Below are 26,079 nucleotides of genomic sequence, written 5' to 3' on the forward strand. Positions count from 1 at the left end.
CGGTCTGTTGATAACGCAGACGCAACCCATCGTGATGCTGGAGCAACTGCGCCAACGCCTGATCCAACGCCCCGGCATCCAGCGCTTCGCGCGGCACCAGCAGCAGCGACTGGTTCCAGTGATGACGCTCAGGGATGGCTTGCTCGAAGAACCAGTGCTGCACCGGCGCCAAGGCCACCGCGCCAACAGCCGGACCTTGATCGATCAGGTTCTGTTCGCCGCTGCGGGCCACTTGCGCCAGGCCGCGGATAGTCTGGTGCTGGAACAAGTCTTTGGGGCTCAACAGGATGCCCGCCTGACGCGCGCGGCTGACCACTTGCATCGACACAATGGAGTCGCCGCCCAGCTCGAAGAAGTTGTCTTCAAGGCCGACGTTGTCGATGGCCAGGATGTCTTGCCAGATCGCCGCCAGCGACTTTTCCAGCGCCGTGCGCGGCGCCACGTGTTCACGTTGTTGCTGGGTGCCGTCAACCGCAGGCAAGGCCTTGCGGTCGAGCTTGCCGTTGGGGGTCAACGGCAATTGTTCGAGGAACAGCAGATACGCCGGGACCATGTAGTCCGGTAAATGTTGGCGCAGCGCGGCTTTCAGGGTTTCGCGCAGGCTCGCTTGAGCATCGGCATCGTCCGCCAACACCGCGGCATCGGTCGGCACGATGTAGGCGACCAGTTGCTGACCACTGGCGCCATCCTGAGCCAGCACCGCCAGTTCGCGTACCGCGTCCTGCTGCAACAGCCGCGCTTCGATCTCACCCAGCTCGATGCGGAAACCACGAACCTTGACCTGATGGTCGATGCGACCGACGTATTGCAGCGCGCCGTCGACCTGATAGCGGGTCAGATCACCGGTGCGATACAGACGCTCGCCGTTGCTGGCAAAGGGGTTCGGCACGTACTTCTCGGCAGTCATGCCCGGTCGCGCCAAGTAACCCCGGGTGATGCCCGCACCGGCCAGGTACAGCTCAGCCGATACGCCCTGCGGCACCGGTTGCAGATCGGCGTCGAGCAAATAGCTGGCGGTGTGTTTGAGCGGTCGGCCGATGTTGGCGCTGCCGCCGGACTGGCGGCGAGTCCAGGTGGAATAGGTGGTGTCTTCCGATGGGCCGTAGAGGTCGTAGACGTGCTCGATGGTCGGTTGCTGATACAGCGCGTCGACCAGCGACTGCTTCAGCGGCTCACCGGCGAGGTTGATGATGCGCACGCCCGGCGGAATCTGCTCGGCACTGTGAAGCGCATTGATCGCCGATGGCACCGTGTTGATCAGGCGCACCTGATCGCGGGCCGGCAATTGCGGCAGCTCCAGCGCGTTGCGGGCGATGATCACCGAACCGCCGTTGGCCAGGGTGACAAACAGCTCCCACACCGACAGGTCGAAACACACCGAGGTCGAGGCCAGCACACCCTGAATATCGTCGCGGCTGTACACCGATTGCGACCAGTCGATCAGCGCCAGCACGTTGCGATGGGCGATGGCCACGCCTTTGGGCTTGCCGGTGGAGCCGGAGGTGTAGATCACATAAGCGAGGTTATCCGGCGTGACGCGAGTGACCGGAGCGCTGCTTGGGTAAGCGGCCAGCCATGGCTCGGCGCTGTCCATCAACAACACTTGTGTCTCGGCAGCGATGCTCAATGTTGCCGCAACGGCCTGCTCGGTCAGCAGCACCAATGCACGGCTGTCTTCGAGCATGTAGGCCACGCGGTCGGCCGGGTAATCCGGGTCCAACGGCACGTAGGCGCCGCCGGCCTTGAGCACCGCCAGCAGCGCTACCAGCAAGCTGTCGGAACGCTGCATCGCCACGCCGACCCGCACTTCCGGACCCACGCCCAACTCGATCAGCTTGTGGGCGAGTGGGTTGGCGCGGCTGTCGAGTTCGGCGTAAGTCAGTTGTTTGGCCGCGAAGGTCGCCGCCAGCGCATCCGGTTGGGCGGCGACCTGGCGGTCGATCAATTGATGGATGCACAGATCATCGGCGAAACCTTCGTCAGCGCGGTTCCAATCATGGACGATGCGTTGGTATTCCTCGGCTTCAAGCAGCGGCAAATCGCTGATGCGCTGCTGGCTGTCGCTGACCATGCCGTGCAGCAAATGGGTCCAGTGCCGCGCCATGCGCTCGATGGTCGGCGCATCGAACAGATCATTGGCATAGGTCAGCGCGGCATGCAGTGTGCCGGCCTTTTCATAGGTGTCCAGGGTCAGGTCGAACTGGGTGGTGCGCCCTTCCCATTCGATCACGCCCAGCTCCAGGCCTGAGGCGGTGGTCACCGTGGAAATGTCCGCCACCTGCGGCTGATGGTTGTACATCACCTGGAACAACGGCGTGTGGCTGAGGCTGCGTTCCAGCTTCAACGCTTCCACCAGCCGCTCGAATGGCAAGTCCTGATGGGCCTGGGCGCCGAGGGCAGTTTCCTTGATGTCACTGAGCAAATCGGCCACGCGGGTCTGGCCGTCGAGCCGGGTGCGCAGCACTTGGGTGTTGACGAAGAAACCGATCAGGCCTTCGATTTCACCGCGATTGCGGTTGGCGATCGGCACGCCGACGCGGATGTCGGTCTGCCCGGTGTAACGGTGCAGCAACGCGTTGAACGCACCAAGCAACAGCATGAACAAGGTGATGTTGTGCTTCTGCGCGGTGGCTCGCAGTTGCTCGGCCAGTGGGCCGTCGACGCCGAACTCATAACGCGTGCCGCGATAGCTGGGCATCGCCGGGCGCGGGTGATCGGTGGGCAGCTCCAGCACCGGATGCTCGAAGCCCAATTGGGCTTGCCAGTATTCCAGCTGCCGCGCCTGCTCCCCGGCTTCCAGCCAGCGGCGTTGCCACAAGGCATAGTCGCTGTATTGAATCGGCAACGGCGCGAGCTGCGGTTGCACGCTGGCATCATGGGCGTCGTAGCAGCGGATGAACTCGTCGATCAACACGTTCATCGACCAGCCATCAGAAACGATGTGGTGCAGGGTCAGCAGCAGCACGTGCTCCTGCTCGGCGAGCTTGAGCAGCTTGACCCGCAGCAGCGGCCCGACGGCCAAATCGAACGGCAGCAACGATTGCTGCTGGGCGGCCTCGGCCACGGCCTGTTCGCGCTCAAGGGTTGGCAGCGCGCTGAAATCAATTTGCTCGATCACCAACGGCGCACTGGCAGGTGCCTGTTGCAGGGACTCGTCGGCCTGGCGCTGGAACACCGTGCGCAGGGTTTCATGACGCGCCACCAGGCTGGTGAACGCTTGCTCCAGGGCCGGCAGGTTCAGTTGCCCAGTCAGGCGCACTGCGCCCGGCAAGTTGTAGGCGCCGCTGTGCGGGTCCAGTTGCCAGAGGAACCACATGCGCTGCTGGGCGTAGGACAGCGCTTGCCGGTCCTCGGCCTCGACCCCTTGCGGAATCGGAAAACGGGCGAAGTCCACGCCCTCCTTGTGCAAGGCCGCAAGGAACATCTGGCGCTTTTCCAGGGGCAACCCGATAAACCGGCGAGCAAGTTTCAAGGAGTCTTCAGCATTCATTTCTTAGCATCCGGATCAGTAGGCAGGAAGCACAAAGGCACGTCGTCCCTATGAAACGAATGCAGACCGGAAAAATTAGCGTTTGAGAACAAGTATCAGGAAGGGAGGTCGAGCGAGGAAACACAGATGACCGTAACCCTTGTGTGGCGAGGGGGCTTGCCCCCGTTGGGGTGCGAAGCGCCCCCGGCATTTCAAAGTCAAACCGCATGCATAGGGCTTACGACTGCTTCGCAGCCGAACGGGGGCAAGCCCCCTCGCCACAAAGGCTCGCTCCCACAGGGTGAAACCGGGCGGATGTTCAGGCAGTTGCAACCAAGGCATGCCGCCGATGATGCCCCCTCAGCTGATCCTTGATCACCCGCAGCACCTTGGCTTCGTGCTCATGAATGAAGAAGTGCCCACCGGCCAGCATGTCCACCGAAAAGCTGCCGTGGGTTTCCCTGCTCCAGCCGATCAACTGTTCGGTGGTGGCCTTGTCGGCCTTGCCACCCAGCACATGCACCGGGCACTTGAGCAATGGCCGCTGCACTGGCTGAAAACGCCCGCACAATAGAAAATCCGCACGCAGAATCGGCAGTGTCAGGCTCATCAGCTCTTCATTGGCCAGCACCTCTTCGCTGGTGCCATTGAGCGTTCGTAGCTGCTCGATCAACTGCGCATCGGTTTTCGGCTCGGCAAAGCCGCGATCGTAATCGGCCCGCATTGTTGGCGCCGCCGTTCCCGAGGCAAACAGCGCCACCGGTTCCGGGCAGCCCAGCGCACGAAAGGCGTGGGCCAGTTCACACGCGAGCAAGGCGCCCAGGCTATGGCCAAACAGTGCATAGGGCGCCTTGAGCGTAGAACGCAACTCCCTGGCCAATTGCATCGCCAGCGCGCGCATGTCGGTGTGCAGCGGTTCGCCGAACCGTGCGCCCCGCCCCGGCAGCTCCACCGGTTGCAACAGCAGCCACTGCGGCAACTTGCGCCGCCAGCGGCTGTAGACCATGGCACTGGCGCCAGAATACGGCAGGCACAGCAGGGTCAGCTTGGTCACCGCGTTTACCTCGAAAAGTCGTCTGTAGGGGAAGACGACCCGCAAGCGGCGCAAATTAGTCGGCGCCGATAAATCCCGCCTGGGAGAAAGCGTCGAATTATTGGTTGAGTGTGAAGGCCGGTTCGTCGCCAAATGAACTCTCTGTGGCTTAAACCAGTCAGCTGGTTAGGCCCTCGAATCCCGGAGTTCTGCGGCAATGGCTGATCCTTCCGAACGACAAAGCGCGATCGACGCCCACGGCATCATTGGCGACATGCGCAGCGCGGCGCTGGTCAACGACAAGGGCAGCGTGGACTTTTTCTGCTGGCCGGAATTCGACAGCCCGTCGATCTTCTGCTCGCTGCTGGACAGCCCCGAAGCCGGCATCTTCCAATTGGCTCCGGACCTGCCCGACGCCCGCCGCGAGCAGATTTACCTGCCCGACACCAACGTCTTGCAAACCCGCTGGCTCAGCGATCATGCGGTGGTCGAAGTCACCGACCTGCTGCCCATCGGCGACAGCGAGGATGATTGGCCGATGTTGATGCGCCGGGTGCGCGTGGTCAGCGGTCAAGCGACGATTCAGATGTTGTGCTACCTGCGTCATGACTATGCGCGGGCTCACACCAAGGCGCGGGCGCGCGGCCGCAGTGTGTATTTCGAGGCCACCGGTCAGCCGCCCATGCAGCTGTGTGCGGATCAGCCCTTGCGCGTCGAGGGCAACGCAGCGATTGCCGAATTCACCCTCGAACAGGGCCAGAGCGCCGAGTTTTTGCTCGGCGGCGTTGACGATCCGCGCTTCAAGGAAGGCGCCGCCGATCTGTGCCTGGAGCGCACCCTGAAGTTCTGGCGCGACTGGATCGGCCAGTCCAATTACCGCGGGCGCTGGCGGGAAATGGTCAATCGCTCGGCCCTGGCGCTGAAGCTGCTGACCTCGCGCAAACACGGCGCCATCCTCGCCGCCGCCACCTTCGGTCTGCCGGAAACACCTGGCGGCACACGCAACTGGGACTACCGCTACACCTGGATCCGCGACGCCTCGTTCACCGTCTACGCCTTCATGCGCCTGGGCTTCGTCGAAGAAGCCAACGCCTACATGCGCTGGCTACGCGGCAGGGTCAGCGATTGCCGTGGTAAACCGATGAAACTCAATATTCTGTATGCCATCGATGGCCGCCAGGAGTTGCCGGAAGTCAAACTGGCGCACTTGTCCGGCCATGGCGGCGCGACGCCGGTGCGCATCGGCAATCAGGCCTACGAACAAATCCAGCTCGACATCTTCGGCGAGCTGATGGACGCGGTGTACCTGGTCAACAAGTACGGTGAGGCGATCTCCCACGAAGGCTGGAAACACACCGTGGAAGTGGTCGATCAGGTCTGCGAAACCTGGCAGCAAAAGGACGTTGGCATCTGGGAAATGCGCGGCGAGCAGCATCATTTCCTGCACTCGCGACTGATGTGCTGGGTAGCGCTGGATCGGGCCATCCGGCTGGCCTCCAAACGCTCGCTGCCCGCCCCTTTTGCCCGTTGGGACCAGACCCGTCAAGCGATCTACGCCGACATCTGGAGCAACTTCTGGAACGAAGAACGCGGGCATTTCGTCCAGCACATCGGCGGCACCGGCCTCGACGGCTCGATGCTGCTGATGCCGCTGGTGCGCTTCGTCAGCGCCAAGGATCCGCGCTGGATCGCGACCCTCGAAGCCATCGAAAAACACCTGGTGCGTGCGGGCATGGTCTACCGCTACCGCAACGACGACAGCCAGATCGACGGCCTGCCCGGCACCGAAGGCGCCTTCGCTGCCTGTTCGTTCTGGTACGTCGAATGCCTGGCCCGCGCCGGCCAGGTAGAAAAGGCGCAGCTGGAGTTCGAGCAATTGCTGCGGTACGCCAACCCGTTGGGGTTGTACGCCGAAGAGCTAGACAGCCACGCGCGGCATTTGGGCAATACACCGCAAGCACTGACGCACCTGGCGCTGATCAGCGCGGCGAGCTTTCTGGATCGGAAGTTGAGTGGGGAGAAGAACTTCTGGCAGCCTTGAGACTGAGGTGACTGCTTCGCGGGCAAGCCTCGCTCCTACAGATGTATACCGTTCAACTGTGGGTGGCGCTGGCTTCGGTACCGCCGTTGTGACTACCGCCAGAACTCGTCAGAAATATCCACTTTTACGACACTTTTTGTAGGATCAAGACCTACCCGCGATGAACTTAAACACACTCTGCCTGGCAGGAATGACCTCCCGTGGCGAGGGGGCTTGCCCCCGTTGGGTCGCGTAGCGGCCCCTCGAATGCTCAACCACATTCCTCCAGAAGCACTGTATTTACTGGCTTAGCGACTGCTGCGCAGCCGAACGGGGGCAAGCCCCTTCGCCACAGGATTGCGTAGGCCAATCGCCTACATTCACTAAACAAACCAGCCCAATCAACACCTGGTAACTGATTCCTACATCCGGAAATACCTTGTTGCCAGCACCTACATCCATCCCTACCATCCACGCTCAACGGGCACAGCGGAGCTGTCCAACAAAACCCGAATTCAAGGAACCAGAATGACCCAGCGCATCCATCGCAGCATCAACGTCCCACTCCGATCAGGCCTGAACCGGACTGAATTGTGGGAAGGCCCCGACAAAGGCTTGATCAAATGCTGGGAGATCGGCCGTCAGCGCGCCGCCCGCTTCCCCGACCTCGCCCACCAATGCCTCACCGGCGAACTCCCGGTGCTGGGTTGGAAAGGTGGCGTCAGCCGCAGCCTGAAGAAACTCGAAAAATACGGATCCCTCAAATACCTCGCCCAATGGCAAGGGTTACGCGGGGAAGATCTGGATATTGATCTGAGCGCAGAACGGGCACTGACCTGTTCCAGGACCAAAATGGTCGTGACATTTACGCCGGATCGGTCGAAGTATTTCAACCAGGTAGCGGACGTGGAAGCCTGAGAAGCAAGGCCTCAGGTCGATCTGAATCAGCCGTTGATAGACAGCCCATGGAGCATCGAATGCAGATCCAACATGTCCTGACGCCAAACCTCGATATTGCCTGCGAAACACACGGCCCCAGCACCGGTGACCCAGTCATCCTTCTGCACGGCTTCCCCTACTCCCCCCGCGCCTACGACGACATCGCTCCAGCCCTCGCCGCAAAGGGCTACCGTGTGATCGTTCCGTACCTGCGCGGCTACGGCCCGACCCGTTTCAACTCCCCCGCCACCCTGCGCTCTGGCCAGCAGGCCGCCCTCGCCCAGGATTTGCTGGACCTGATGGACGCCCTCGCCATCAAACAGGCCGCGCTGTGCGGTTACGACTGGGGCGGTCGGGCGGCGTGCATTGTCGCGGCGCTAAGGCCGGAGCGGGTGCGCTGCCTGGTGACCGGGGACGGTTACAACCTGCAGAACATTCCCCGCTCCAGCCAGCCTCTGGATCCGCAGACCGAACATCGTCTCTGGTATCAGTATTACTTCCACACCCCGCGCGGCGTGGAAGGCTTGACCCAAAACCGCCGGGCCCTGTGCGAACTGCTCTGGCGCCTGTGGTCACCGACCTGGGCGCAAAATGCCGAACGATATCCCTTGAGCGCGCCAGCCTTCGATAATCCGGATTTCGTCGACGTAGTAATTCACTCGTACCGGCACCGGTTCATGTATGCGCCTGGCGACCCGGCGCTGGAGTGGATGGAACAAGCGCTGACCCGACAACCGGCAATCAGCGTGCCGACCATTTCCCTGTGCGGTGCCGATGACGGTGTGGGGCCCGCGCCTGAAGTCGATGAAGACGCCGAACATTTTACCGGCCCCTACGAACGCCGAGTGTTGGCGGGCGTCGGGCATAACATTCCCGAGGAAGCACCCGAAGCGACGCTCAGGGCAATACTGGATCTGCTGAAGGGCTGACGGAAAACCGCTCGCGATAAGCCTGCGGTGTCACGCCCATGGCCCGCAGAAAACTGCGGCGCAGGGTCTCTTCGCTACCAAACCCGCATTGCACCGCGACCCGTTTGATCGGTACGCCGGTGTCGCTGAGCAGTCGTCGCGCGGTCTCGACCCGAATCAGTTCTATGGCCCGCGCCGGGGTCTGGCCGGTGTCGGCGCGGTAGTGACGGACGAAGCTGCGCTCGCTCATCCCGGCCTGCAAGGCCAAGGTTGGAATGCCGAGGTCTTTGGTGAGGTTTTCGCTGATCCAGGCGTGAAGCTCGTCGAATCGGTTGCCTTCTTTCTGTAAAGACAGGGTCACGCTGAACTGCGACTGGCCCCCCGGCCGCTTGAGAAACACCACCAGTTGCCGGGCGACTTCGAGGGCCATGGTTCGGCCGAGGTCTTGTTCGACCATGGCCAGCGCCAGGTCAATGCCCGCGGTAACCCCGGCCGAGGTCCAGACCGGACCGTCGTTGATGAAGATCGGGTTGGGTTCGACCTGCAGTTTGGGATGCTGCTGCGCCAATTGCTCGCAGCGGGTCCAGTGCGTCACCACCCGTCGACCATCAAGCCAGCCGCTGGCCGCCAGCAAAAACGCCCCGGTACACACCGACGACACCCGCCGGCAATCTCGCGCATGCTCACGCACCCACCCCACCAGCGACGCGTCCTGCGCCGCCGCGTAAACGCCCCAGCCACCGGCAATGATCAAGGTGTCGCTGCCCCGATCCGGCAGCGGTTCTGCCAACAGTGCCAACCCCGCCGACGACATCACCGCCCCGCCACCGCTGGCAATCACCGACGGCGCATAGGGCGGCGGCAGACCTTGCTGGCGGGCAATGTCGTTGGCCGAGGCAAACACCTGCAACGGCCCGGTGACATCGAGCACTTGCACGTTGGCGAAGGCCAGCACATGAATGGTTTTCGGGTGGTTTGGCATGATTGGCGTAATTCGTGGGGTTATTGGCGTATTCGCCAAATCCTACGAGCCTACAGTGAAGCCGTCCACCCCAATCAGGAGAAAAACGCCATGACGTTGCAGATCGGTTTACTGTTGTTTCCACAGGTTCAACAACTGGACCTGACCGGCCCTTATGACGTGCTGGCCTCGCTGCCGGACGTGAAGGTGCACCTGATCTGGAAGGACCTGGTGCCCGTCACCGCGAGTACCGGGCTGGTGTTGAAACCGACCATCACCTTCGACGATTGCCCGCCGCTGGATGTGATCTGCATTCCCGGAGGTGGCGGCGTCGGCCCATTGATGGAGGATGAACAAACCCTGGCCTTCATCAAGACTCAGGCCGCCACGGCGCGGTATGTCACCTCGGTCTGCACCGGTGCCCTGGTGCTTGGCGCGGCAGGGCTGCTCAAGGGCAAGCGCGCCACCACGCACTGGGCGTATCACGAGTTGCTCGGGCTGTTGGGGGCGATCCCGGTGAAGGATCGGGTGGTGCGCGACGGCAATCTGCTGACCGGTGGCGGGATCACCGCGGGAATCGATTTTGCCCTGACCCTGGCCGCTGAATTGTTCGATAAGGACACCGCGCAATTGGTGCAATTGCAGCTGGAATATGCCCCGGCACCGCCGTTTGCTTCGGGCAGCCCCGAGACAGCGCCAGCCGGCGTACTGGAGGAAGCCCGTAAACGTGCTGCCGGGTCGTTGAAATTACGTACGGAAATCACCGAACGTGCAGCGGCGAAACTCGACCTCCAGTGAAAGAGATGGCCGCGGGGGGCTATCCCCCCGCAGCCAGTCACTCACGCCGGCCATTCGGCACAAACAGCTCGAACGAGTCATCGCCATAAGCCCGCTCCACTTTAGCGATCACCACTTGATAACCCGCATACCACTTGCGGTACTGACGCTTGGCCTCCAGGTGCCTGGGGTGGCTGGCGAATTCCCGGATAGAGGTTTCGTCCTGCCAGTAGTAACTGGCGTTGACCAATTCGCCATCGGCCGAGCACCAGGACTGGGTACCGACGAACCCTTCGATGCTGATCGCGACTTCGTCGATCAACGTGCTCAACAGGTTGAACTCCTCGTCTCGTTGCCCGGGTTTGTAGATAAACGATGCGATGTACATGCAGAGGTTCCTTTTCAGTGAATGAGTCAGGCCGGACGTGTCATCAGGGCCAGCCGGACGGCGAGCAACAGCAATACCGCGGCCAGCCCCAATGACTGCCATGTGGCGAATGTCGACGTGCTGGAAATACGCCGGCTGACCGTGCTGCCGAAAACCCCGAGCAGGGTGTGAAACACGCCACTGACCAGGGTCAGCACCATGCCCAGCAGCACCAGCTGTACGGCAATCGAGCCTCGTTGCGCGTTAACGAATTGCGGCAGGAACACCATGAAAAACAGCAAGGCCTTGGGGTTCAGCAGGCTGTTGAGCATCGCCCGGATCAGCAGGGTCTTGAGCGGCACCTGCGCAACATCCGACGTGCCGCTGGCCGATGGCTTTTGCAACGCCTTGAACGCCAGCCACAGCAGATACAGAACGCCGGCATAACGGATCAGGTCGAAGGCCGGTGGCCAACTGGCAACCAGTGCCGTAACCCCCATCGCGGTCAGCGCCGTCAGGATCAGATCGGCCAGGCCAATGCCCAATCCCGACGCCACACCGCCGCGCCAGCCATAACTGGCACCATGGCTGATTACGAAGGCCATGTTCGGCCCGGGTGACAGCAGCAACAGCATCACCGCGCCGACGAAAATCGATAAGGTCGCAGGGTCAATCACAGCGAAGTCTCCGTCCTGGAAAGCCTGTAGATTAGAGCGCCAATCTGATACAAACAAAAAATTGATCCAGATACAAAGAGCGCTCACCCATGACCCGTATTCGCTACAAACGCCTGGTGGATCAGTTCGCCGGGAAGATTCGCAGCGGTGAACTGCCACCCGCCACGCAATTGCCGACCATTCGCGCGTTGATGCAGAGCGAACGGATCGCCCTGGCCACGGCTTTGCGGGTCTATCACGAGTTGGAGGCGATCGGCCTGGTGGTCGGCGAGACCGGCCGTGGCACCTTTGTGCGCGACACGTCCTTGCCTCGCGGACTGGGGTTGGAACAGCAACCACTGGGCATCGGCACGGTGGACCTGACCTTCAATTACCCGTCGGTACCCGGTCAGGACGAGTTATTGCGCGAGGGTTTGCGAGCGATTGCCGCCTCCGGGGATATCGATGCGCTATTGCATTCCGCGCCTCAGGGCGGGCGGCCGCATGAACGGCAGACGGCTGCCCGGCATTTACGCAATCGGGACATTCGGGTGGGGGGCGATCAGGTTCTGATCGTCAACGGTGCCCAGCAAGGTCTTGCCGTGACGCTGATGGCACTGCTCAAGCCGGGAGATATTCTGGCCCTCGACGCCCTCACCTACCCCGGCCTGAAAACCTTGGCCCAGGCCCATCGGCTGGACCTCGAAGCCCTCCCGCAAATCGCCGGGCACACCGACCTCGACGCCCTGGAAGCGCTGTGCAAGCGGCGCCCCGTGCGGGCGCTCTACAGCATGCCGACGATGCACAATCCGTTGGGGACGGTGATGTCCATCGCCGACCGTGAACGCCTGGTGCAATTGGCCGAGCGATACGACTTTCTGATCATCGAAGACGGCGCCTATGCCTTCCTCGCAGAACCGGCACCCAAACCGCTGTTTACCCTGGCCCCGCAGCGCACGCTGTACATCAGCGGCCTGTCGAAAAGCGTTGCCTCGGGCCTGCGCATCGGTTTCATCGTTGCACCGAAAGCGATGATGCCGGCGCTGGAGCAAGCCATCCGAGTGTCGACATGGAGCACCCCGTCGCTGACCGTCGCGCTGGCCTGCCGCTGGATCGATAGCGGCGAAGTCGACAACCTCGAAGAGCAAAAACGCCTGGACGCCCGGCAGCGACAGGACCTGGCTCGGCAAATCCTGAAAAACTGCGAACTGGTGGCGCATCCCGCTTCCTACTACCTCTGGCTCAGATTGCCCGAAGGCTTGCGGGCCGAAACGGTGGTTGCCGAGCTGGAACGAAAAGGCGTGCAGGTGACCAGCGCCGCACCCTTTGCCACGACCACTCATGTGCCTCCTGCACTGCGGGTGGCCATGGGATCGATCAGCCTCGACGTGTTGAAGCGCGCCCTGGAGACTCTGCGCGAAGTCGTGGACATCTGACGGACTTTTCTGACACCCATAAAAAAACCCGCCTAAGCGGGTTTCTCAAGACCATTGCGACATCCTGTCGGCAGCCATCCTGGCGTATGGTCGATCATCCGTGATCCTGAACACGTCCTGTGTTCAGTTGATGGATCCAGATTAAACACATTGGCGAAGCTTCAAAAGACGACATAACAGCGGCTGCGTGTAAGCCATTGACCATTCAGCACCTGAAAGCAGCCCCTGTAGCAGCTGCCGAAGGCTGCGTTCGGCAGCTGCTACTAGTATGGGTACAGGTACGGGAGATCGGTCGCAATTTCCTGCAGACGAAAAAAAACCCGCCGAAGCGGGTTTTCCCAAGACCATATCGACTCCCTGTCGGCAGCAATCCTTGCTTATGGTCGATCATCCGTGACCCTGAGCACTTCCTGTGCTTCAGTTGATGGGGCTAGATTACGCTTCGGATCCAATCAGCAATAGACGATATAGCTACTACCGCGTGTAAGACATTCGCTATAGCCACCCTTCCGAAAACCCTTGGACGTATCAACCATCATGGGCCGAAGCCGCGAATTTCGCGGCTTGCAGCCATCAACTTCCCTGACGCTCGTGGGCCTTGGTGTTTTCTGCCAGAAACTGTTCGATGTTGTTCATCTGCTCATCCCAGCCACGGCTGTCCATGCGGAAAGCCTTGAGCCTGCGCGACTGGGGAACGTGATCGAAACCGGACTCGACGACCGTCAACAGCGTACCTTCGTCCATGTCCTGGAGTTCGAATTTCACCAGCGTGGTGGGCTCCTGAGAGTAATCGACTTCCGGCTCCACCGCATACGGGTGCCAGCGAAACGAAAACACCCGCTCCGGCTCGACCCGCTCCACCAGTACATTCCACAACAAGTGCTCATAACCAGGATACGTAATCTGCCCCTGGGTCCACTCGCCGGCGACAAAGCGCTTGCCTTCGAGTGCCACGCCGAACCATTGTCCGAACATTTCGGCATTGGCCAGCATGCGCCAGACCCGCGAGCGCGGCGCCTTGAGCAGGATCTTCCTTTCGATGCGATCTGATGCTGGGTTCATAAGTCACCTCCTGTATTGAACAGTAGGCCCGTAAAGACCAGAAGACCAACCTAAAAGTTGTATCAAACGGCCGCTGCAATCAACCGTACCTGAAATATTCGGCCTCGATTTTGGCCATAAGTTCTGGTTTGAAAGGCACAGTCAACGGATTGAAACTGCTAACGTTTGCAACGACGTGCAACCTTACAAGAAAGATTCATGCAGCCTTCACTCACGGAGCGTTATCGCGCAACCCTGTTTGGGCTTGCTTGCGCAGATGCTATCGGCACCAGTGTCGAATTCCAGCCACGCGGCTCGTTCGAGCCCCTGACCGATATGGTTGGCGGCGGCCCGTTCAATCTGAAGCCGGGGCAATGGACCGATGACACATCCATGGCACTTTGCCTGGCTGAAAGTCTGCTGAACAAAAAAGGTTTTGATGCGGCTGACCAGATGGGCCGTTACCTCAACTGGTGGCAATGGGGTTACCAGAGTTCGACCGGCGAATGCTTCGACATTGGCATGACCGTACGTGACGCGCTGGCTCGTTATCAGAAAACCGGTCAGCCATTCGCAGGCTCCTCCGATCCCGACACGGCGGGCAACGGTTCGCTGATGCGGCTGGCGCCGGTAGTCTTGTACTACTTTCCCGACCGCGACCGGATCAGGACGTTTTCCGTAGACAGTTCGCGTACTACCCATGCCGCGCCGGAGGCACTTGAATGCTGTCAGTTGCTTGCCGAACTGCTCCGCAAGGCATTGCTAGGCGCCACCAAGCCGGATTTGCAGCGCCTGCCAGAGACAATATTCCTGGAACCAAAAGTCATGGCCATCGCCCGAGGCGACTACCTCGACAAGTCCAAAGACGATATCCGGGGCAGCGGCTACTGCGTTGCATCACTGGAAGCGGCCTTGTGGTGCTTTCACCACACTGACAGTTTTGCAGCCGCCATCCTCGAAGCCGCGAACCTGGGTGACGACGCCGATACCACTGCCGCCATCGTCGGTCAGTTGGCCGGGGCTCACTATGGTGCGCAGGCCATCCCTGAAGGCTGGCTGGCGAAGTTGCACAGGCGCGCTGACATCCAGGTTTGTGCGGACCAGTTACTCGCGGCTTCAGGCGCCCTTTCTACAAGCTGAAGCCTGCGTCTTCGCTACACTGCAACCTCCTCTTTTCAATTGTCACAGCGAGAATTCCCATGCACCCACGCTTGCTCCTGGCACTGACGCCGCTGCTGTTCACCCCTCTTGCGCATGCCGTCGACTGCGACCACGCCACCGACCAGACAACGATGAATCAGTGCGCGGCGCAGCAGAACAAAGCGGCCGACAAGGAGCTGAATGCGCTTTACCAGCAGATCACCACGCGATTGAAGGATAGCCCTGACGCCAAGAAGCTGTTGGTCGGTGCCCAGCGCTCATGGATTGCGTTTCGCGATGCCGAGTGCAAGTTCTCGGCGTCCGGAGTGGAGGGAGGCAGTGTTTACCCGCTGATCTATAGCAACTGCACCACGGCGCTGACCAAGGCGCGGGTCGAAGCCTTCAAGACTTACTTGAAGTGTAAGGAAGGGGATTTGAGTTGCCCGGTGCCTGAGGCTTGATGCTGCGGCGTTCTTGATGCCGCCGCGTGCCAGCTTAACGATCACTATAAAAATCAATCAGTTACTTGAAATAACTGGCTTATGGGCGCGTCTGAACGAGATCGCCCGCGTCTAATATCGCGATATCTGTTGCAGTGTGAGACAAGCATAGAGGCCCCCGGCCGGAACACTTCATCGCCCGGCGATTGACGATGCTGCAGTGCAGGCGCGAAATGTGGGTTCACCGATTGCCAGTCAGAGGGTAAGAACATGGCAAGCATAACGGTCCTGGCGGGGGACTTTCTGCAGGGTGATGGAGAGTACACAGACGGCGTTTTCACGCTCAGGACGTCGCTTCACCCGTGGCCCGGCATCACCCTCCCGCTCTCATTGTTCAAGAGTGTAGAAGTGGCCAACGAGGATTCGATCAACAACATCAAGGATGTCATCGGCTTCGGCGTGGCGGGGGCCATGTTGCTGGGGCCTATCGGCGCAATTGCCGGCTTCATGTTGGCTGGCAAGGAAACCGAGGTAACCTTTCTGGCCACACTCAAGGATGGAAGAAGGTTGCTGGCGGCTGTAGACAACGACACGTTCGATGAGATTTCCCGAAAAATCCCGTCCTGACATGACAGACGCACGCCGCACCATCGACAGGTGCGGCGTGACATCGGTTCAGCTGTAGAACGTCGGGTGAACGCCTTTGTGAGCCTCGATTTCCAACCGCATATCAGCCACCAGCGATGCAATTGCATGGGGACTGTCCAGTGTCCATACCGGTACGTGAGTGGCCACCAGATCCACTTTGCCGGTCATGCAATCGCAGACCCGAATCGTCAGGAACTGGTCTGCCTCCATGCTACAGGTGCACACGGCGGGCAGAAAACTTTGCTCGATGATGTTTTGGATTTCCAGGGGTGATAGGAACATCGCTACCTCCCTCACGCCAGATGGATGCCGGGCAAATGCTCCGTCATTTCACCCTTTAGCCTGAAAATTCTAATCCTCATTAGCGGGTGTCTCAAGGCTGTGACAGGTTGCTCGTCGTCTCATCGGGCTGTCGCGATTTGCGACACCTCCAAGCGAGTCGCCCGCCCCCTCGCATCACTCAAAACCCCGCTGTCACTGAGCTATCAGCCCCTTCCCGACACTTGGCACAGCCATTGCCAAACAGTGAGCAAGCCCCCGTTTTCACGCACAACAAGAAGTCTTGCCATGCCCCTCCCTTATCTGCTTCCCGCCACCTCGGCGTTCATCCAGCGCGCACCGCGCATGCTCATTGGCGGTGACTGGGTCGAGGCCGCCCGACGGCCAGACCATGCCCCTGCGCCAAGGGTGATGTCTTGCAGGCCGCTGCCCTTGAGACGGTCGGCGCGACCTTCGACGGCGAGGATGGTGGCGTCGGAATTGGCGAGGATGATCAGCCCTTCCTTGCCTTGGCGATCGGCCAGATAGTCGATGGCCGGCATCGCCGCATCGATCAACAACCGATTGCTCGCCAGCAGCCCGTCGAGACTGGCGCTCGAGAGTGTCGAGCTTAGCCTTTCAATACCCGCGCCAGCGTCGACTTCACTTTGCCCATGCCATCATGCAGTGCCTGTTCGATCTCGGCCATGGTAATGACCGCCGTCGATTTGCCCGCCGCGGGGTTCACCACCAGCGCCAGACAGGCATAGTCCAGTTCCAGTTCACGCGCCAATGCAGCTTCTGGCATACCGGTCATGCCGACGATGTCGCAACCGTCACGTTCCAGCCTCGCGATTTCAGCAACTGTTTCCAGACGTGGCCCTTGAGTGCAGGCGTACACGCCATGGCTGCTATAGCCGACGCCTTCAGCCGCCAACGCCGCGATTAATCGCTGACGCAGGGGTTCGCTGTAGGGATAGCTGAAGTCGATGTGTGTAACGTGTTCCAGGTCATCGGCGAAATAGGTGTGTTCGCGACCGCTGGTGTAGTCGATCAATTGATGCGGCACGCAGAAATGCCCGGTGCCCATCGCGGCATGAATCCCGCCCACGGCGTTGACCGCGAGAATCGCTTCAGCTCCGGCCTGCTTCAAGGCCCACAGATTGGCGCGGTAGTTCACCTGATGCGGCGGGAAGCGGTGCGGGTGGCCGTGACGTGCGAGAAACAGCACTTCCTTGCCGGCGTACTCACCGATCTGCACCTCGGCCGAAGGCGCACCGTAAGGGGTGTCCACCGCCAATGACTGACGAATGCTCAAGCCTTCGAGTTGAGTCAGGCCGGTGCCACCGATAATCGCGTAAACCGTCATAACGAAAAGTCCTTAATCAATCAATTGAGCTTCTTTGAGCGCGCCGACGGCCGTCAGCCAGCGCGGGTCTTGACGGTATTCGGTGCTGGCGTACGCCTGCCCACGCATCCGCGCGATACGCGCCGAAGGCTTGACCTTCAACCGCTGGGCGGCACTCAAAGCCAACTCGGCAGCCGCACGGTCGTTGCACACCAGGCCCATGTCGCAACCGGCGGTCAATGCCGCTTCGATGCGACTGGCGGCATCGCCCACCACGTGCGCACCGGCCATCGACAGGTCGTCACTGAAGATCACGCCATCAAACTGCAGCTCGCCGCGCAGGATGTCCTGCAACCAGCGACGGGAGAAGCCGGCAGGCTGGGAATCGACTTGTGGATAAATAACGTGGGCCGGCATGACGGCGGCCAATTGCTTGCTTAATCGCGCGAATGGCACCAGGTCGTTGGCGCGGATCTCTTCGAGGCTGCGCTCGTCGTTGGGAATTGCAACGTGGGAATCGGCCTCGGCCCAGCCATGACCGGGGAAATGCTTGCCGGTGGCAGCCATCCCGGCGCTGTTCATGCCGCGGATGAATGCACCGGCGAGCAAGGCAGCGCGCTCGGGATCACCTTCGAACGAACGGGTGCCGACAACGGCGCTGCGCTGGTAATCCAGGTCCAGCACCGGGGCGAAGCTCAGGTCGAGACCGACCGCAAGCACTTCGGTCGCCATGATCCAGCCGCACTGTTCGGCCAGGTATTCGGCATTTGGGTTGTCGGCGATGGCGCGCATGGCGGGCAGTCGCACGAAGCCCTGACGCAGCCGCTGAACCCGACCGCCCTCCTGGTCGACCGCCAGCAGCAGATCGGGACGAATGGCGCGGATCGCGGCGCTCAATTCGCGCACCTGACGCGGGTGTTCGATGTTGCGGGCAAAAATGATCAGGCCGCCCACTTCGGGCTGGCGCAACAATTGGCGATCTTCAGACGTCAGCCAGGTACCGGCGACGTCCACCATCAACGAGCCTTGCAGGCCAGCAGTCATGGAAATTCCTTGAATACGATAAACCCGGCTCGCACGAATTCGCCGCCATGGGCTAAGCCCGGCAGGTCGGCGATATCAATGAGGGGGTTCAAAACGAGAGTCGGCATGGGCGGCTAGCTTAGCGGATGTCAGCTGCCGCGCCCACCCGTGTGCGGTTAAACCTTGACGGCCACCGGGGTCGATTTGCTGCGTGGACGCAACTGTGCGGTAGCCATGGCGGTGTCGGTGACGCCGGTTTCGGCACGCATGCCCGCAGCCAGGAATGGCACCATCAGACGCATCACTTGCTCGATGGAAGTGTTGACGCCGAAATCGGTCTCGGCAATCGCACGCAAGGCCTTGATCCCCGACATGCTGAACGCCGCTGCACCGAGCATGAAGTGCACGCGCCAGAACAGTTCGATCGGAGGAATGCGTGGCGCGGCTTCGTTGACCAGCAGCATGTAGCGGCGGAAAACCTTGCCGTACATGTCTTCCAGATAACGACGCAAGTGCCCTTGGCTCTGACTGAAAGCCAGCCCCAGCAAACGCATGAAGATGGACAGGTCGTTGCCGCTGCGTGGTTGCACCACCAGGGCTTGCTCGACGAGGATCTCCAGCAATTCTTCGAGGGTCGGTTTGTTCTCGGGTTTGGCCTGACGGCGCTCCAGCTCTTTATCGAGACTGAGGCAGAACGGCCCGAGAAAACGCGAGAAGACCGCTTGAATCAGCGCCTTCTTCGATCCGAAGTGATAGTTCACCGCCGCCAGATTGACACCGGCCTTGCTGGTGATCAGACGCAACGAGGTTTCAGCGAAACCTTTTTCCGCGAACAATTGCTCGGCAGCATCGAGAATGCGTTCAACGGTTTCCGACTGGGCCATGGCTACTCCGCCTGACAAACACTTGTTTGAAACATACGTTTCAGCCCAGGCCTTGTCAAGTCTGGCGGGTTCGTTTTGGGAATGGTCGGTCAGCTATTTAACCATACAACACTGGCGCTTCAATCGGCGAGCTGAATGACCGTCCAGCGGCCGGCAAAAAAAGGGGCATTGCCAAGACCGGTTCACTGTATATAATCCCAGTCACTGTATAAAAAGACAGAGCGATCAATATGCTAAAGCTGACGCCACGCCAAGCAGAGATTCTGGCCTTCATCAAACGCTGCCTCGAAGACAACGGCTACCCGCCAACCCGCGCGGAAATCGCTCAGGAACTGGGCTTCAAGTCGCCCAACGCGGCGGAAGAACACCTCAAGGCACTGGCCCGCAAGGGCGCGATCGAGATGACCCCGGGCGCCTCCCGTGGCATTCGCATCCCCGGCTTCGAAGCCAAGGCCGACGATTCTACCCTGCCGATCATCGGCCGAGTGGCAGCAGGCGCTCCGATCCTCGCCCAGCAGCACATCGAAGAATCCTGCAACATCAACCCTTCGTTCTTCCACCCTCGCGCTGACTATCTGTTGCGGGTCCATGGCATGAGCATGAAGGACGTCGGCATTTTCGACGGAGACCTGCTGGCCGTCCATACCACCCGCGAAGCCCGTAACGGTCAGATCGTGGTGGCGCGGATTGGCGACGAAGTGACCGTCAAGCGCTTCAAGCGCGACGGCAGCAAAGTCTGGCTGATTGCCGAAAACCCTGAATTCGCCCCTATCGAAGTCAACCTGAAAGATCAGGAACTGGTGATCGAAGGCTTGAGCGTCGGCGTGATTCGCCGCTAAAGGAGGCTTTATGCAGTTCCCACACACTTCACAGCAAGCCCAACTGCCGTTGTTCGAGGCATTCATGGCGCAGCCGCTGGCGCCGATCCTGAAAGAAGTGGTCGAGTCGCCCTGGAGCGCCGAGCCCGAAGTCTTCAGCGAGCTGTCATTGCGTGGCGCGGCCGGGAACTGCCTGAACCTTCTGGCACCAATCCTCAGGGAGCTGAGCCAGGATCAGGACGCTCGCTGGCTGACTCTGATCGCCCCGCCCGCCAGCCTGACCCAGGCCTGGCTGCGAGACGCCGGCCTGAACCGTGAGCGCATTCTGCTGCTGCAACCACGCGGCACACAGAGCGCTCAGCAGCTGACCTGTGAAGCTTTGCGACTTGGCCGCAGCCATACGGTCGTCAGCTGGCTAAACCCGTTGAGCACATCGTCGCGGCAACAGCTGATCAGCGCCGCCCGTACCGGGGATGCGCAAAGTCTGAATATTCGGCTGGGTTAACTGACAAAACAGTGTTTGCACTGAACAGCGCGGGGCTTCTCCAAGGATAGAGAAGCCGGTCTGTAGAGGTATCCGCAAAATCCGACGGGCGGGATCAATGAAGAACCCGTGGCCCCTCTTCCTTATCAAATTCGCCTTCAACCAGGCGTCCTGCCATCTGAACACCGACGCTCAACATCGCCTTGGCGACTTCCACGTGCTGGCCTTGCAGGAAAGCCTTGGCATCCTCGGAGAAATCCAAAGTAACCAGAGAACCCTCGTCCTCGGCCCTACGCAGCTCGATTCGGCCGTCTGGTAACTCGACAATTTCTAGAAAGGACGTTGGCATAAAGGACTGTTCTCCACGAAAGGCAGGGATTATATAGGCATCGGCCAAGCTTCGCTCAGGATCTTGACCAGATGCCATCACGAAGAGAAATTTCTGACATCACGCTTCCTTGAGCGGACCATTCACCGAGCACTCAATCTTTCAGCACTCGTTCAGCCCGTCGCGAAACCGGATCGCCAAGCTTTTCAGATTCTGGCGCCAGCTCTCCAGTTCTTCCCGGCTCAGCTCTTCAGACGCCTCTTCTTCGTCCAGGTTGACGGCCAGAATAAGCGGCTGCGTCACATCACCCTTGGGCTTGTGTGGAGCACGAGGCGGTTGAAACAGTGCGGCATAAGCCGACAGCAGCTTGGCCAGCCAGGTTTCAGGGTTTTGCGCCAACTCGACCATCTCGGCCATTTCCGGAATAGCGATGGTTTCGAGTACTTCGCGGGTCAGCAGCATCTCTGCCCGTGGCGCATTGGCCTGAGGCAAGCGATAGAAACCGGCGATTTCATGGCACAGCCCCAACAGCGCCCCGTACAGGTGAAACAACGCCGATTCGCGACCGGCCTGAATCAGCGCCAGGGAGTTCATCGCTCGCCCCTCTTCGGCCTTGGCGAGCGCTTCCAGCGACAAGCCGGCGAAATAAATTTTCTGGTTGGTACGGGTATAGAGTTCGTGGGCCATGACGGCAGCCTCCACAACGAAATAATTGCTTCACGCAGGTCTGACAGTGTCATGGATCACCCAAGCTCACCGCAAGCCCAAAACAAAAAGGCCGCATGACAACCCTCGGGTTTTCATGCGGCCTTTTTATGTGCAGCGGCTTTTAAGCCTTGGCTGCTGGACGCTTGTCTTCAACCGTCCACTTGCCACCATCGTAATACGCTTTCCAGCCAGTCGGCTTACCGTCGACTTCCGTCTGCACGTATTGCTCTTTGGTCTTGCGGCTGTAACGGATCACTGCTGGCAGACCGTCAGGATCTTTCTTCGGTGCTTCGCAGAGGAAGTGGTACTTCGGATCGATCTCATCCTTGTGCGGCACGATCTCGACGACCAATGGCGCACGGGTCTCGCGGTTTTTCGGGAACTGGCTGGCCGCCAGGAACAGGCCGGAAGCACCGTCACGCAGGATATAGGTGTCGTTGACCTTTTCGCATTTGAGCTCAGGCATCTTCACCGGATCCATCTTCGGCGGCGCCGCATCACCGCTTTTCAGCAGCTTGCGGGTGTTCTTGCAGGTTGCGTTGGTGCAACCGAAGAACTTGCCGAAACGGCCGGTCTTGAGCTGCATCTCGCTGCCGCACTTGTCGCATTCCAGGCTCGGACCTTCGTAGCCCTTGATGCGGTAAGCGCCCTCTTCGATCTCGTAGCCTGCGCAATCCGGGTTGTTACCGCAGATGTGCAGCTTGCGCTTCTCGTCGAGCAGGTAAGCGTCCATCGCCGTGCTGCAGATCGGGCAACGGTGCTTGCCGCGCAGAACCAGCGACTCCGACTCGCCCTCGTCGTCCGCAGCGATTTCGTCGCCCGGCACCAGGTTGACGGTGGCCTTGCAGCGCTCTTTTGGCGGCAGGCTGTAGCCCGAGCAACCGAGGAACACGCCGGTCGATGCAGTACGAATCTGCATCGGACGACCGCACACCACACATGGAATATCAGTCATTACCGGCTGGTTGGCGCGCATGCCGCCTTCGGCGCTTTCGGCCACTTCGAGTTTCTTCTTGAAGTCGCCATAGAACTCGTCGAGCACGTTTTTCCAGTCGCGCTCGCCCTGGGCCACGTCATCGAGATTCTCTTCCATGCCGGCGGTGAAGCCGTAGTCCATGAGATTGGAGAAGCTCTCGGCCAGACGCTCGGTGACGATGTCGCCCATCTTTTCCGAATAGAAACGACGGTTGTGCAGCGCCACGTAGCCGCGGTCCTGGATGGTCGAAATGATCGCCGCATAGGTCGAAGGACGACCGATGCCGCGTTTTTCCATTTCCTTTACCAGGCTCGCTTCCGAGTAACGCGCCGGCGGCTTGGTGAAGTGCTGGGTCGGATCAAGCTTGATCAGCTTCATCGCATCGCCCTGGGCCATGTCCGGCAGCACATCGTCATCGCCAGGCTTGGTGATTTGCGGCATGACGCGGGTGTAACCGTCGAACTTCAGGATGCGGCCCTTGGCGCGCAACTCGAAGTCACCGGCACCGACGGTGACCGTGGTCGACAGGTATTGGGCCGGCAGCATCTGGCAGGCGAGGAACTGGCGCCAGATCAGCTCGTAAAGCCGCTCGGCATCACGCTCCATGCCCGACAGCTTGCTTGGCTCGGTATTGGCGTCAGACGGACGAATCGCTTCGTGAGCCTCTTGTGCGCCTTCCTTGCTGCTGTAGACGTTCGGGGTTTCCGGCAGGTACTTCTTGCCGAATTCGCCTTCAATATAAGTACGCGCCATCGTCACGGCATCGGCCGAGAGGTTGGTGGAGTCGGTACGCATATAAGTGATGTAGCCGGCTTCGTACAGACGCTGGGCCATCATCATGGTTTTCTTCACACCGAAGCCCAGGCGGTTGCTCGCGGCCTGCTGCAGGGTGGAGGTGATGAACGGTGCCGACGGCTTGCTGCTGGTCGGTTTGTCTTCGCGCTTGACGATGCTGTAGCTGGAAGCCTTGAGCTTCTCCAGCGCGGCCATGGCCTGGGCTTCGTTGAGCGGCTTGAAGGCTTCGCCTTTCTCGCGAGCCACGTCGAAGCGCACAGTCGCGCCCTTGGCGGTGCCGAGGTCAGCGTGAACTTCCCAGTACTCTTCCGGGTTGAACGCGCGGATTTCGCGCTCACGCTCAACCACCAGCTTCACGGCAACCGATTGCACGCGACCGGCGGACAGGCCACGAGCAACCTTGGCCCACAGCAGCGGCGAAACCATGTAACCCACCACGCGGTCGAGGAAGCGACGCGCCTGCTGAGCGTTTACGCGATCGATGTCCAGCTCGCCCGGCTGGGAGAAAGCTTCCTGGATCGCTTTTTTGGTGATTTCGTTGAACACCACGCGCTTGTAGCGGCTGTCGTCACCACCGATGGCTTCGCGCAGGTGCCAGGCAATGGCTTCCCCCTCGCGATCCAAGTCGGTTGCGAGATAGATGGTGTCAGCATCTTTGGCGAGCCGGCGCAGCTCTTCGATAACCTTTTCCTTGCCCGGGAGGATCTCGTACTTGGCTTTCCAGCCATGATCGGGATCGACACCCATGCGCGAGACCAGCTGCTTGCGCGCTTTCTCTTTCGGCGTGAGCACCGGACCTTCACCTGCGGCGGCCTTGCCACGCTTGGCGGCAGGCTCTTTGCTGGCGCTAGCCGAACCGCTGGTGGGCAGGTCTCGGATATGGCCGATACTCGACTTCACCACGTATTGGTTACCCAGATACTTGTTGATGGTCTTGGCCTTAGCCGGGGATTCCACAATGACCAGCGATTTGCCCATGGATCAGAAAATTCCTGAATTCTAGAAGTGAAAGGCGGTTGGCGCCTGACGCGGCACCGCTATATATAGTGGCTACAAGGTGAGGTCAAGCGCAGGGTTCTGCGCGCACTCCCCTTATGGCTGCGGAAAAATGCTCGGTTCGGCTTGCACCAAAGCAAAGCGTGGCACCTGTTCGCCGTCAACCTCGACCGACTCCAGGAACATGCTCAAGGGGCGCACCCAAAAGCCGTAATCGCCATACAGGGCTTGGTAGAAGACCACTTCTTCTTCGGTCTCCGAATGCCGCGCAACACTGAATACGCGGTACTGCGGACCTTTGTAATGTTGGTAGAGCCCAGGTTGTATCGGCATGCTTTGGCCCTCACTCAAATTTTTTCAAAATAAAAACAAAAATAAATCCGGAAAAACAAAAACCGGGGCACTTGGCCCCGGCTTCCATCGACGAAACGCTTAAACGCGTTCGAAGACGGTGGAGATACCTTGGCCGAGACCAATGCACATGGTGGCCACCCCAAAGGTGCCGCCATTCTGCTTCATCACGTTCAGCAAGGTGCCCGAAATACGTGCACCGGAGCAACCGAACGGGTGACCCAGGGCGATCGCGCCGCCGTGCAGGTTAACCTTCTCGTTCATCTTGTCGAGCACTTTCAAATCTTTCAGCACTGGCAGGGCCTGTGCCGCGAAAGCTTCGTTGAGCTCGAAGAAGTCGATATCGTTGATGCCAAGGCCCGCGCGCTTCAATGCTTTCTGCGTTGCCGGTACTGGACCATAGCCCATGATCGCCGGGTCCACACCTGCCACTGCCATCGAGCGAATCACCGCCAGCGGCTGGATGCCCAGGTCCTGGGCACGCTGTGCCGACATCACGATCATGCACGAAGCACCGTCGGTGATCTGCGACGAAGTACCAGCGGTCACGGTGCCGCCCTTCGGATTAAACGCTGGTTTCAGAGCCGCCAGGCTTTCCAGGGTGGTTTCCGGACGAATGGTTTCGTCGTAGTCGAACAGTTTCAGGAAACCGTTCTCGTCGTAGCCCTGCATCGGGATGATTTCGTCCTTGAACTTGCCTTCCACGGTCGCCTTGTGGGCGAGTTGGTGGGAGCGCACGCCAAAGGCGTCCTGCTGTTCGCGAGTAATGCCGTGCATTTTGCCGAGCATTTCCGCAGTCAGGCCCATCATGCCCGAGGCTTTCGCCGCGTACAGGGACATGTGCGGGTTCGGATCGACACCGTGCATCATGCTCACATGACCCATATGCTCGACGCCGCCAACGACGAACACGTCACCGTTGCCGGTCATGATCGCTTGCGCGGCAGTGTGCAGCGCACTCATCGACGAGCCACACAGACGGCTGACGGTCTGGCCGGCCGAGGTGTGTGGAATCTGAGTCATCAGGGACGCCATGCGGGCGATGTTCCAACCCTGCTCCAGGGTCTGGTTAACGCAGCCCCAGATCACGTCTTCGACTTCGCTCGGGTCGACCTTGACGTTGCGTTCCAGCAATTTGCTGATCAGGTGTGCCGACATGTCTTCGGCGCGGGTGTTGCGGTGCATGCCGCCCTTGGAGCGGCCCATCGGCGTACGACCGAAGTCGACAATCACGACGTCTCTAGGATTCAAGCTCATATACTTTCACTCTCGCTC

General features: G+C 60.3%; 25 protein-coding genes and 1 pseudogene (1 of these 26 running past the window's edge). 10 read left to right on the forward strand and 16 right to left on the reverse strand.

Going from position 1 to position 26,079, the window contains the following annotated elements:
- Both AC1DQM_RS13625 and AC1DQM_RS13630 read right to left on the reverse strand, forming a co-directional pair.
- Positions 1 to 3,490, reverse strand: partial view of a non-ribosomal peptide synthetase gene (locus AC1DQM_RS13625; protein WP_477746348.1) — the 5' portion only. 8,882 nt of this gene lie to the left of the window's left edge; 3,490 of the gene's 12,372 nt are visible here — the first part of the coding sequence; its start codon is at positions 3,488 to 3,490; the stop codon falls past the left edge of the window.
- Between the two features lie 298 nt (positions 3,491 to 3,788).
- Positions 3,789 to 4,523 (reverse strand): thioesterase II family protein, encoded by a 735-nt coding sequence (locus tag AC1DQM_RS13630; RefSeq protein WP_477746349.1) that lies wholly within the window; start codon positions 4,521 to 4,523, stop codon positions 3,789 to 3,791.
- Between the two features lie 196 nt (positions 4,524 to 4,719).
- Here AC1DQM_RS13630 and AC1DQM_RS13635 point away from each other — a divergent pair, with 196 nt between their 5' ends.
- The 3 genes from AC1DQM_RS13635 (at position 4,720) to AC1DQM_RS13645 (ending at position 8,390) form a co-directional block, all read left to right on the forward strand.
- Positions 4,720 to 6,543 (forward strand): glycoside hydrolase family 15 protein, encoded by a 1,824-nt coding sequence (locus tag AC1DQM_RS13635; RefSeq protein WP_477746350.1) that lies wholly within the window; start codon positions 4,720 to 4,722, stop codon positions 6,541 to 6,543.
- Between the two features lie 507 nt (positions 6,544 to 7,050).
- Positions 7,051 to 7,440 (forward strand): hypothetical protein, encoded by a 390-nt coding sequence (locus AC1DQM_RS13640; protein ID WP_086945113.1) that lies wholly within the window; start codon positions 7,051 to 7,053, stop codon positions 7,438 to 7,440.
- 59 nt (positions 7,441 to 7,499) lie between these two features.
- Positions 7,500 to 8,390: an alpha/beta fold hydrolase gene (locus tag AC1DQM_RS13645; RefSeq protein WP_477746351.1), complete on the forward strand. Its 891-nt coding sequence runs from the start codon at positions 7,500 to 7,502 to the stop codon at positions 8,388 to 8,390.
- Here AC1DQM_RS13645 and AC1DQM_RS13650 read toward each other — a convergent pair.
- On the reverse strand, positions 8,359 to 9,351 hold the full coding sequence (locus AC1DQM_RS13650; protein ID WP_204124995.1) for a GlxA family transcriptional regulator: 993 nt from the start codon (positions 9,349 to 9,351) through the stop codon (positions 8,359 to 8,361). The two genes, AC1DQM_RS13645 and AC1DQM_RS13650, sit on opposite strands and share 32 nt — an antisense overlap.
- Before the next feature lie 90 nt (positions 9,352 to 9,441).
- Between AC1DQM_RS13650 and inhA the strand changes: the two genes are divergently transcribed.
- A complete protein-coding gene (inhA, locus tag AC1DQM_RS13655; protein ID WP_064619088.1) occupies positions 9,442 to 10,128 on the forward strand; it encodes an isonitrile hydratase in 687 nt (228 codons plus the stop codon).
- Positions 10,129 to 10,165: 37 nt separating this feature from the next.
- Here inhA and AC1DQM_RS13660 read toward each other — a convergent pair whose 3' ends face one another.
- Both AC1DQM_RS13660 and AC1DQM_RS13665 read right to left on the reverse strand, forming a co-directional pair.
- Positions 10,166 to 10,495 carry an antibiotic biosynthesis monooxygenase gene (locus AC1DQM_RS13660; protein ID WP_018925331.1) on the reverse strand — a complete coding sequence of 110 codons (330 nt, stop codon included), beginning with the start codon at positions 10,493 to 10,495 and terminating at the stop codon, positions 10,166 to 10,168.
- Between the two features lie 26 nt (positions 10,496 to 10,521).
- Positions 10,522 to 11,151, reverse strand: coding sequence for a LysE family translocator (locus tag AC1DQM_RS13665; RefSeq protein WP_018925330.1), 630 nt, complete (start codon positions 11,149 to 11,151; stop codon positions 10,522 to 10,524).
- Positions 11,152 to 11,240: 89 nt separating this feature from the next.
- On the opposite strand from AC1DQM_RS13665, the gene AC1DQM_RS13670 reads away from it, so the two are divergent.
- Positions 11,241 to 12,566 (forward strand): aminotransferase-like domain-containing protein, encoded by a 1,326-nt coding sequence (locus AC1DQM_RS13670; protein ID WP_258612435.1) that lies wholly within the window; start codon positions 11,241 to 11,243, stop codon positions 12,564 to 12,566.
- Positions 12,567 to 13,139: 573 nt separating this feature from the next.
- Here the strand turns inward: AC1DQM_RS13670 and AC1DQM_RS13675 are convergent.
- Entirely contained in the window at positions 13,140 to 13,628 is a 489-nt protein-coding gene (locus tag AC1DQM_RS13675) for an SRPBCC family protein (RefSeq protein WP_018925328.1), read from the reverse strand.
- Between the two features lie 198 nt (positions 13,629 to 13,826).
- Here AC1DQM_RS13675 and AC1DQM_RS13680 point away from each other — a divergent pair, with 198 nt between their 5' ends.
- The 3 genes from AC1DQM_RS13680 to AC1DQM_RS13690 all read left to right on the forward strand — a co-directional run bounded on the left by AC1DQM_RS13680 (position 13,827) and on the right by AC1DQM_RS13690 (position 15,814).
- Entirely contained in the window at positions 13,827 to 14,747 is a 921-nt protein-coding gene (locus tag AC1DQM_RS13680) for an ADP-ribosylglycohydrolase family protein (protein WP_018925327.1), read from the forward strand.
- Positions 14,748 to 14,806: 59 nt separating this feature from the next.
- Positions 14,807 to 15,208, forward strand: a complete 402-nt coding sequence (locus AC1DQM_RS13685) for a lysozyme inhibitor LprI family protein (protein WP_477746352.1) — start codon at positions 14,807 to 14,809, stop codon at positions 15,206 to 15,208.
- A 249-nt stretch (positions 15,209 to 15,457) separates the two neighbouring features.
- Positions 15,458 to 15,814, forward strand: coding sequence for a hypothetical protein (locus AC1DQM_RS13690; protein ID WP_018925325.1), 357 nt, complete (start codon positions 15,458 to 15,460; stop codon positions 15,812 to 15,814).
- 48 nt (positions 15,815 to 15,862) lie between these two features.
- On the opposite strand, the gene AC1DQM_RS13695 is transcribed toward AC1DQM_RS13690, so the two are convergent.
- From AC1DQM_RS13695 to AC1DQM_RS13715, 5 genes and pseudogenes are all read right to left on the reverse strand, one after another.
- Positions 15,863 to 16,117 (reverse strand): DUF1652 domain-containing protein, encoded by a 255-nt coding sequence (locus AC1DQM_RS13695; protein ID WP_018925324.1) that lies wholly within the window; start codon positions 16,115 to 16,117, stop codon positions 15,863 to 15,865.
- A gap of 383 nt (positions 16,118 to 16,500) precedes the next feature.
- Positions 16,501 to 16,713, reverse strand: a pseudogene (locus AC1DQM_RS13700) (sigma-54-dependent Fis family transcriptional regulator); the annotation flags it as partial.
- Between the two features lie 11 nt (positions 16,714 to 16,724).
- Entirely contained in the window at positions 16,725 to 17,462 is a 738-nt protein-coding gene (locus AC1DQM_RS13705) for an S-methyl-5'-thioinosine phosphorylase (protein WP_019579918.1), read from the reverse strand.
- A 12-nt stretch (positions 17,463 to 17,474) separates the two neighbouring features.
- The gene (nagZ, locus tag AC1DQM_RS13710) at positions 17,475 to 18,485 is read right to left on the reverse strand and encodes a beta-N-acetylhexosaminidase (protein WP_019579917.1); all 1,011 of its coding nucleotides are present in this window, start codon (positions 18,483 to 18,485) and stop codon (positions 17,475 to 17,477) included.
- A 155-nt stretch (positions 18,486 to 18,640) separates the two neighbouring features.
- Positions 18,641 to 19,348, reverse strand: coding sequence for a TetR/AcrR family transcriptional regulator (locus AC1DQM_RS13715; RefSeq protein WP_477746353.1), 708 nt, complete (start codon positions 19,346 to 19,348; stop codon positions 18,641 to 18,643).
- Between the two features lie 230 nt (positions 19,349 to 19,578).
- Here AC1DQM_RS13715 and lexA point away from each other — a divergent pair, with 230 nt between their 5' ends.
- Together lexA and sulA are read left to right on the forward strand one after the other, a co-directional pair.
- The gene (gene lexA, locus AC1DQM_RS13720; protein ID WP_026286346.1) at positions 19,579 to 20,187 is read left to right on the forward strand and encodes a transcriptional repressor LexA; all 609 of its coding nucleotides are present in this window, start codon (positions 19,579 to 19,581) and stop codon (positions 20,185 to 20,187) included.
- A gap of 10 nt (positions 20,188 to 20,197) precedes the next feature.
- Complete coding sequence (gene sulA / locus AC1DQM_RS13725; RefSeq protein WP_018925320.1) at positions 20,198 to 20,671, forward strand: SOS-induced cell division inhibitor SulA; 474 nt, start codon at positions 20,198 to 20,200, stop codon at positions 20,669 to 20,671.
- 94 nt (positions 20,672 to 20,765) lie between these two features.
- On the opposite strand, the gene AC1DQM_RS13730 is transcribed toward sulA, so the two are convergent.
- The 5 genes from AC1DQM_RS13730 to fadA all read right to left on the reverse strand — a co-directional run bounded on the left by AC1DQM_RS13730 (position 20,766) and on the right by fadA (position 26,061).
- Positions 20,766 to 20,999, reverse strand: a complete 234-nt coding sequence (locus AC1DQM_RS13730) for a hypothetical protein (RefSeq protein WP_007933173.1) — start codon at positions 20,997 to 20,999, stop codon at positions 20,766 to 20,768.
- 141 nt (positions 21,000 to 21,140) lie between these two features.
- Positions 21,141 to 21,665 (reverse strand): DUF6586 family protein, encoded by a 525-nt coding sequence (locus AC1DQM_RS13735; RefSeq protein WP_064619098.1) that lies wholly within the window; start codon positions 21,663 to 21,665, stop codon positions 21,141 to 21,143.
- A 142-nt stretch (positions 21,666 to 21,807) separates the two neighbouring features.
- Positions 21,808 to 24,435: a type I DNA topoisomerase gene (gene topA, locus AC1DQM_RS13740; RefSeq protein WP_018925317.1), complete on the reverse strand. Its 2,628-nt coding sequence runs from the start codon at positions 24,433 to 24,435 to the stop codon at positions 21,808 to 21,810.
- 114 nt (positions 24,436 to 24,549) lie between these two features.
- Positions 24,550 to 24,786 (reverse strand): DUF1653 domain-containing protein, encoded by a 237-nt coding sequence (locus AC1DQM_RS13745; protein WP_007933188.1) that lies wholly within the window; start codon positions 24,784 to 24,786, stop codon positions 24,550 to 24,552.
- A 99-nt stretch (positions 24,787 to 24,885) separates the two neighbouring features.
- Complete coding sequence (gene fadA / locus AC1DQM_RS13750) at positions 24,886 to 26,061, reverse strand: acetyl-CoA C-acyltransferase FadA (RefSeq protein WP_007933190.1); 1,176 nt, start codon at positions 26,059 to 26,061, stop codon at positions 24,886 to 24,888.
- Positions 26,062 to 26,079 lie beyond the last annotated feature (18 nt).

This window comes from Pseudomonas sp. 01L34 (genome assembly GCF_056400265.1).

Bases quoted from the DNA above. Each gene is read 5' to 3' on its own strand.
- AC1DQM_RS13705 (WP_019579918.1), bottom strand. From the start codon at position 17,462: ATGACGGTTTACGCGATTATCGGTGGCACCGGCCTGACTCAACTCGAA.
- AC1DQM_RS13690 (WP_018925325.1), top strand. From the start codon at position 15,458: ATGGCAAGCATAACGGTCCTGGCGGGGGACTTTCTGCAGGGTGATGGA.
- AC1DQM_RS13660 (WP_018925331.1), bottom strand. From the start codon at position 10,495: ATGTACATCGCATCGTTTATCTACAAACCCGGGCAACGAGACGAGGAG.
- AC1DQM_RS13695 (WP_018925324.1), bottom strand. From the start codon at position 16,117: ATGTTCCTATCACCCCTGGAAATCCAAAACATCATCGAGCAAAGTTTT.
- fadA (WP_007933190.1), bottom strand. From the start codon at position 26,061: ATGAGCTTGAATCCTAGAGACGTCGTGATTGTCGACTTCGGTCGTACG.
- AC1DQM_RS13735 (WP_064619098.1), bottom strand. From the start codon at position 21,665: ATGGCCCACGAACTCTATACCCGTACCAACCAGAAAATTTATTTCGCC.
- AC1DQM_RS13640 (WP_086945113.1), top strand. From the start codon at position 7,051: ATGACCCAGCGCATCCATCGCAGCATCAACGTCCCACTCCGATCAGGC.
- AC1DQM_RS13730 (WP_007933173.1), bottom strand. From the start codon at position 20,999: ATGCCAACGTCCTTTCTAGAAATTGTCGAGTTACCAGACGGCCGAATC.
- AC1DQM_RS13645 (WP_477746351.1), top strand. From the start codon at position 7,500: ATGCAGATCCAACATGTCCTGACGCCAAACCTCGATATTGCCTGCGAA.
- lexA (WP_026286346.1), top strand. From the start codon at position 19,579: ATGCTAAAGCTGACGCCACGCCAAGCAGAGATTCTGGCCTTCATCAAA.
- sulA (WP_018925320.1), top strand. From the start codon at position 20,198: ATGCAGTTCCCACACACTTCACAGCAAGCCCAACTGCCGTTGTTCGAG.
- AC1DQM_RS13685 (WP_477746352.1), top strand. From the start codon at position 14,807: ATGCACCCACGCTTGCTCCTGGCACTGACGCCGCTGCTGTTCACCCCT.
- AC1DQM_RS13635 (WP_477746350.1), top strand. From the start codon at position 4,720: ATGGCTGATCCTTCCGAACGACAAAGCGCGATCGACGCCCACGGCATC.
- nagZ (WP_019579917.1), bottom strand. From the start codon at position 18,485: ATGACTGCTGGCCTGCAAGGCTCGTTGATGGTGGACGTCGCCGGTACC.
- AC1DQM_RS13745 (WP_007933188.1), bottom strand. From the start codon at position 24,786: ATGCCGATACAACCTGGGCTCTACCAACATTACAAAGGTCCGCAGTAC.
- AC1DQM_RS13650 (WP_204124995.1), bottom strand. From the start codon at position 9,351: ATGCCAAACCACCCGAAAACCATTCATGTGCTGGCCTTCGCCAACGTG.
- inhA (WP_064619088.1), top strand. From the start codon at position 9,442: ATGACGTTGCAGATCGGTTTACTGTTGTTTCCACAGGTTCAACAACTG.
- AC1DQM_RS13675 (WP_018925328.1), bottom strand. From the start codon at position 13,628: ATGAACCCAGCATCAGATCGCATCGAAAGGAAGATCCTGCTCAAGGCG.
- topA (WP_018925317.1), bottom strand. From the start codon at position 24,435: ATGGGCAAATCGCTGGTCATTGTGGAATCCCCGGCTAAGGCCAAGACC.
- AC1DQM_RS13715 (WP_477746353.1), bottom strand. From the start codon at position 19,348: ATGGCCCAGTCGGAAACCGTTGAACGCATTCTCGATGCTGCCGAGCAA.
- AC1DQM_RS13680 (WP_018925327.1), top strand. From the start codon at position 13,827: ATGCAGCCTTCACTCACGGAGCGTTATCGCGCAACCCTGTTTGGGCTT.
- AC1DQM_RS13670 (WP_258612435.1), top strand. From the start codon at position 11,241: ATGACCCGTATTCGCTACAAACGCCTGGTGGATCAGTTCGCCGGGAAG.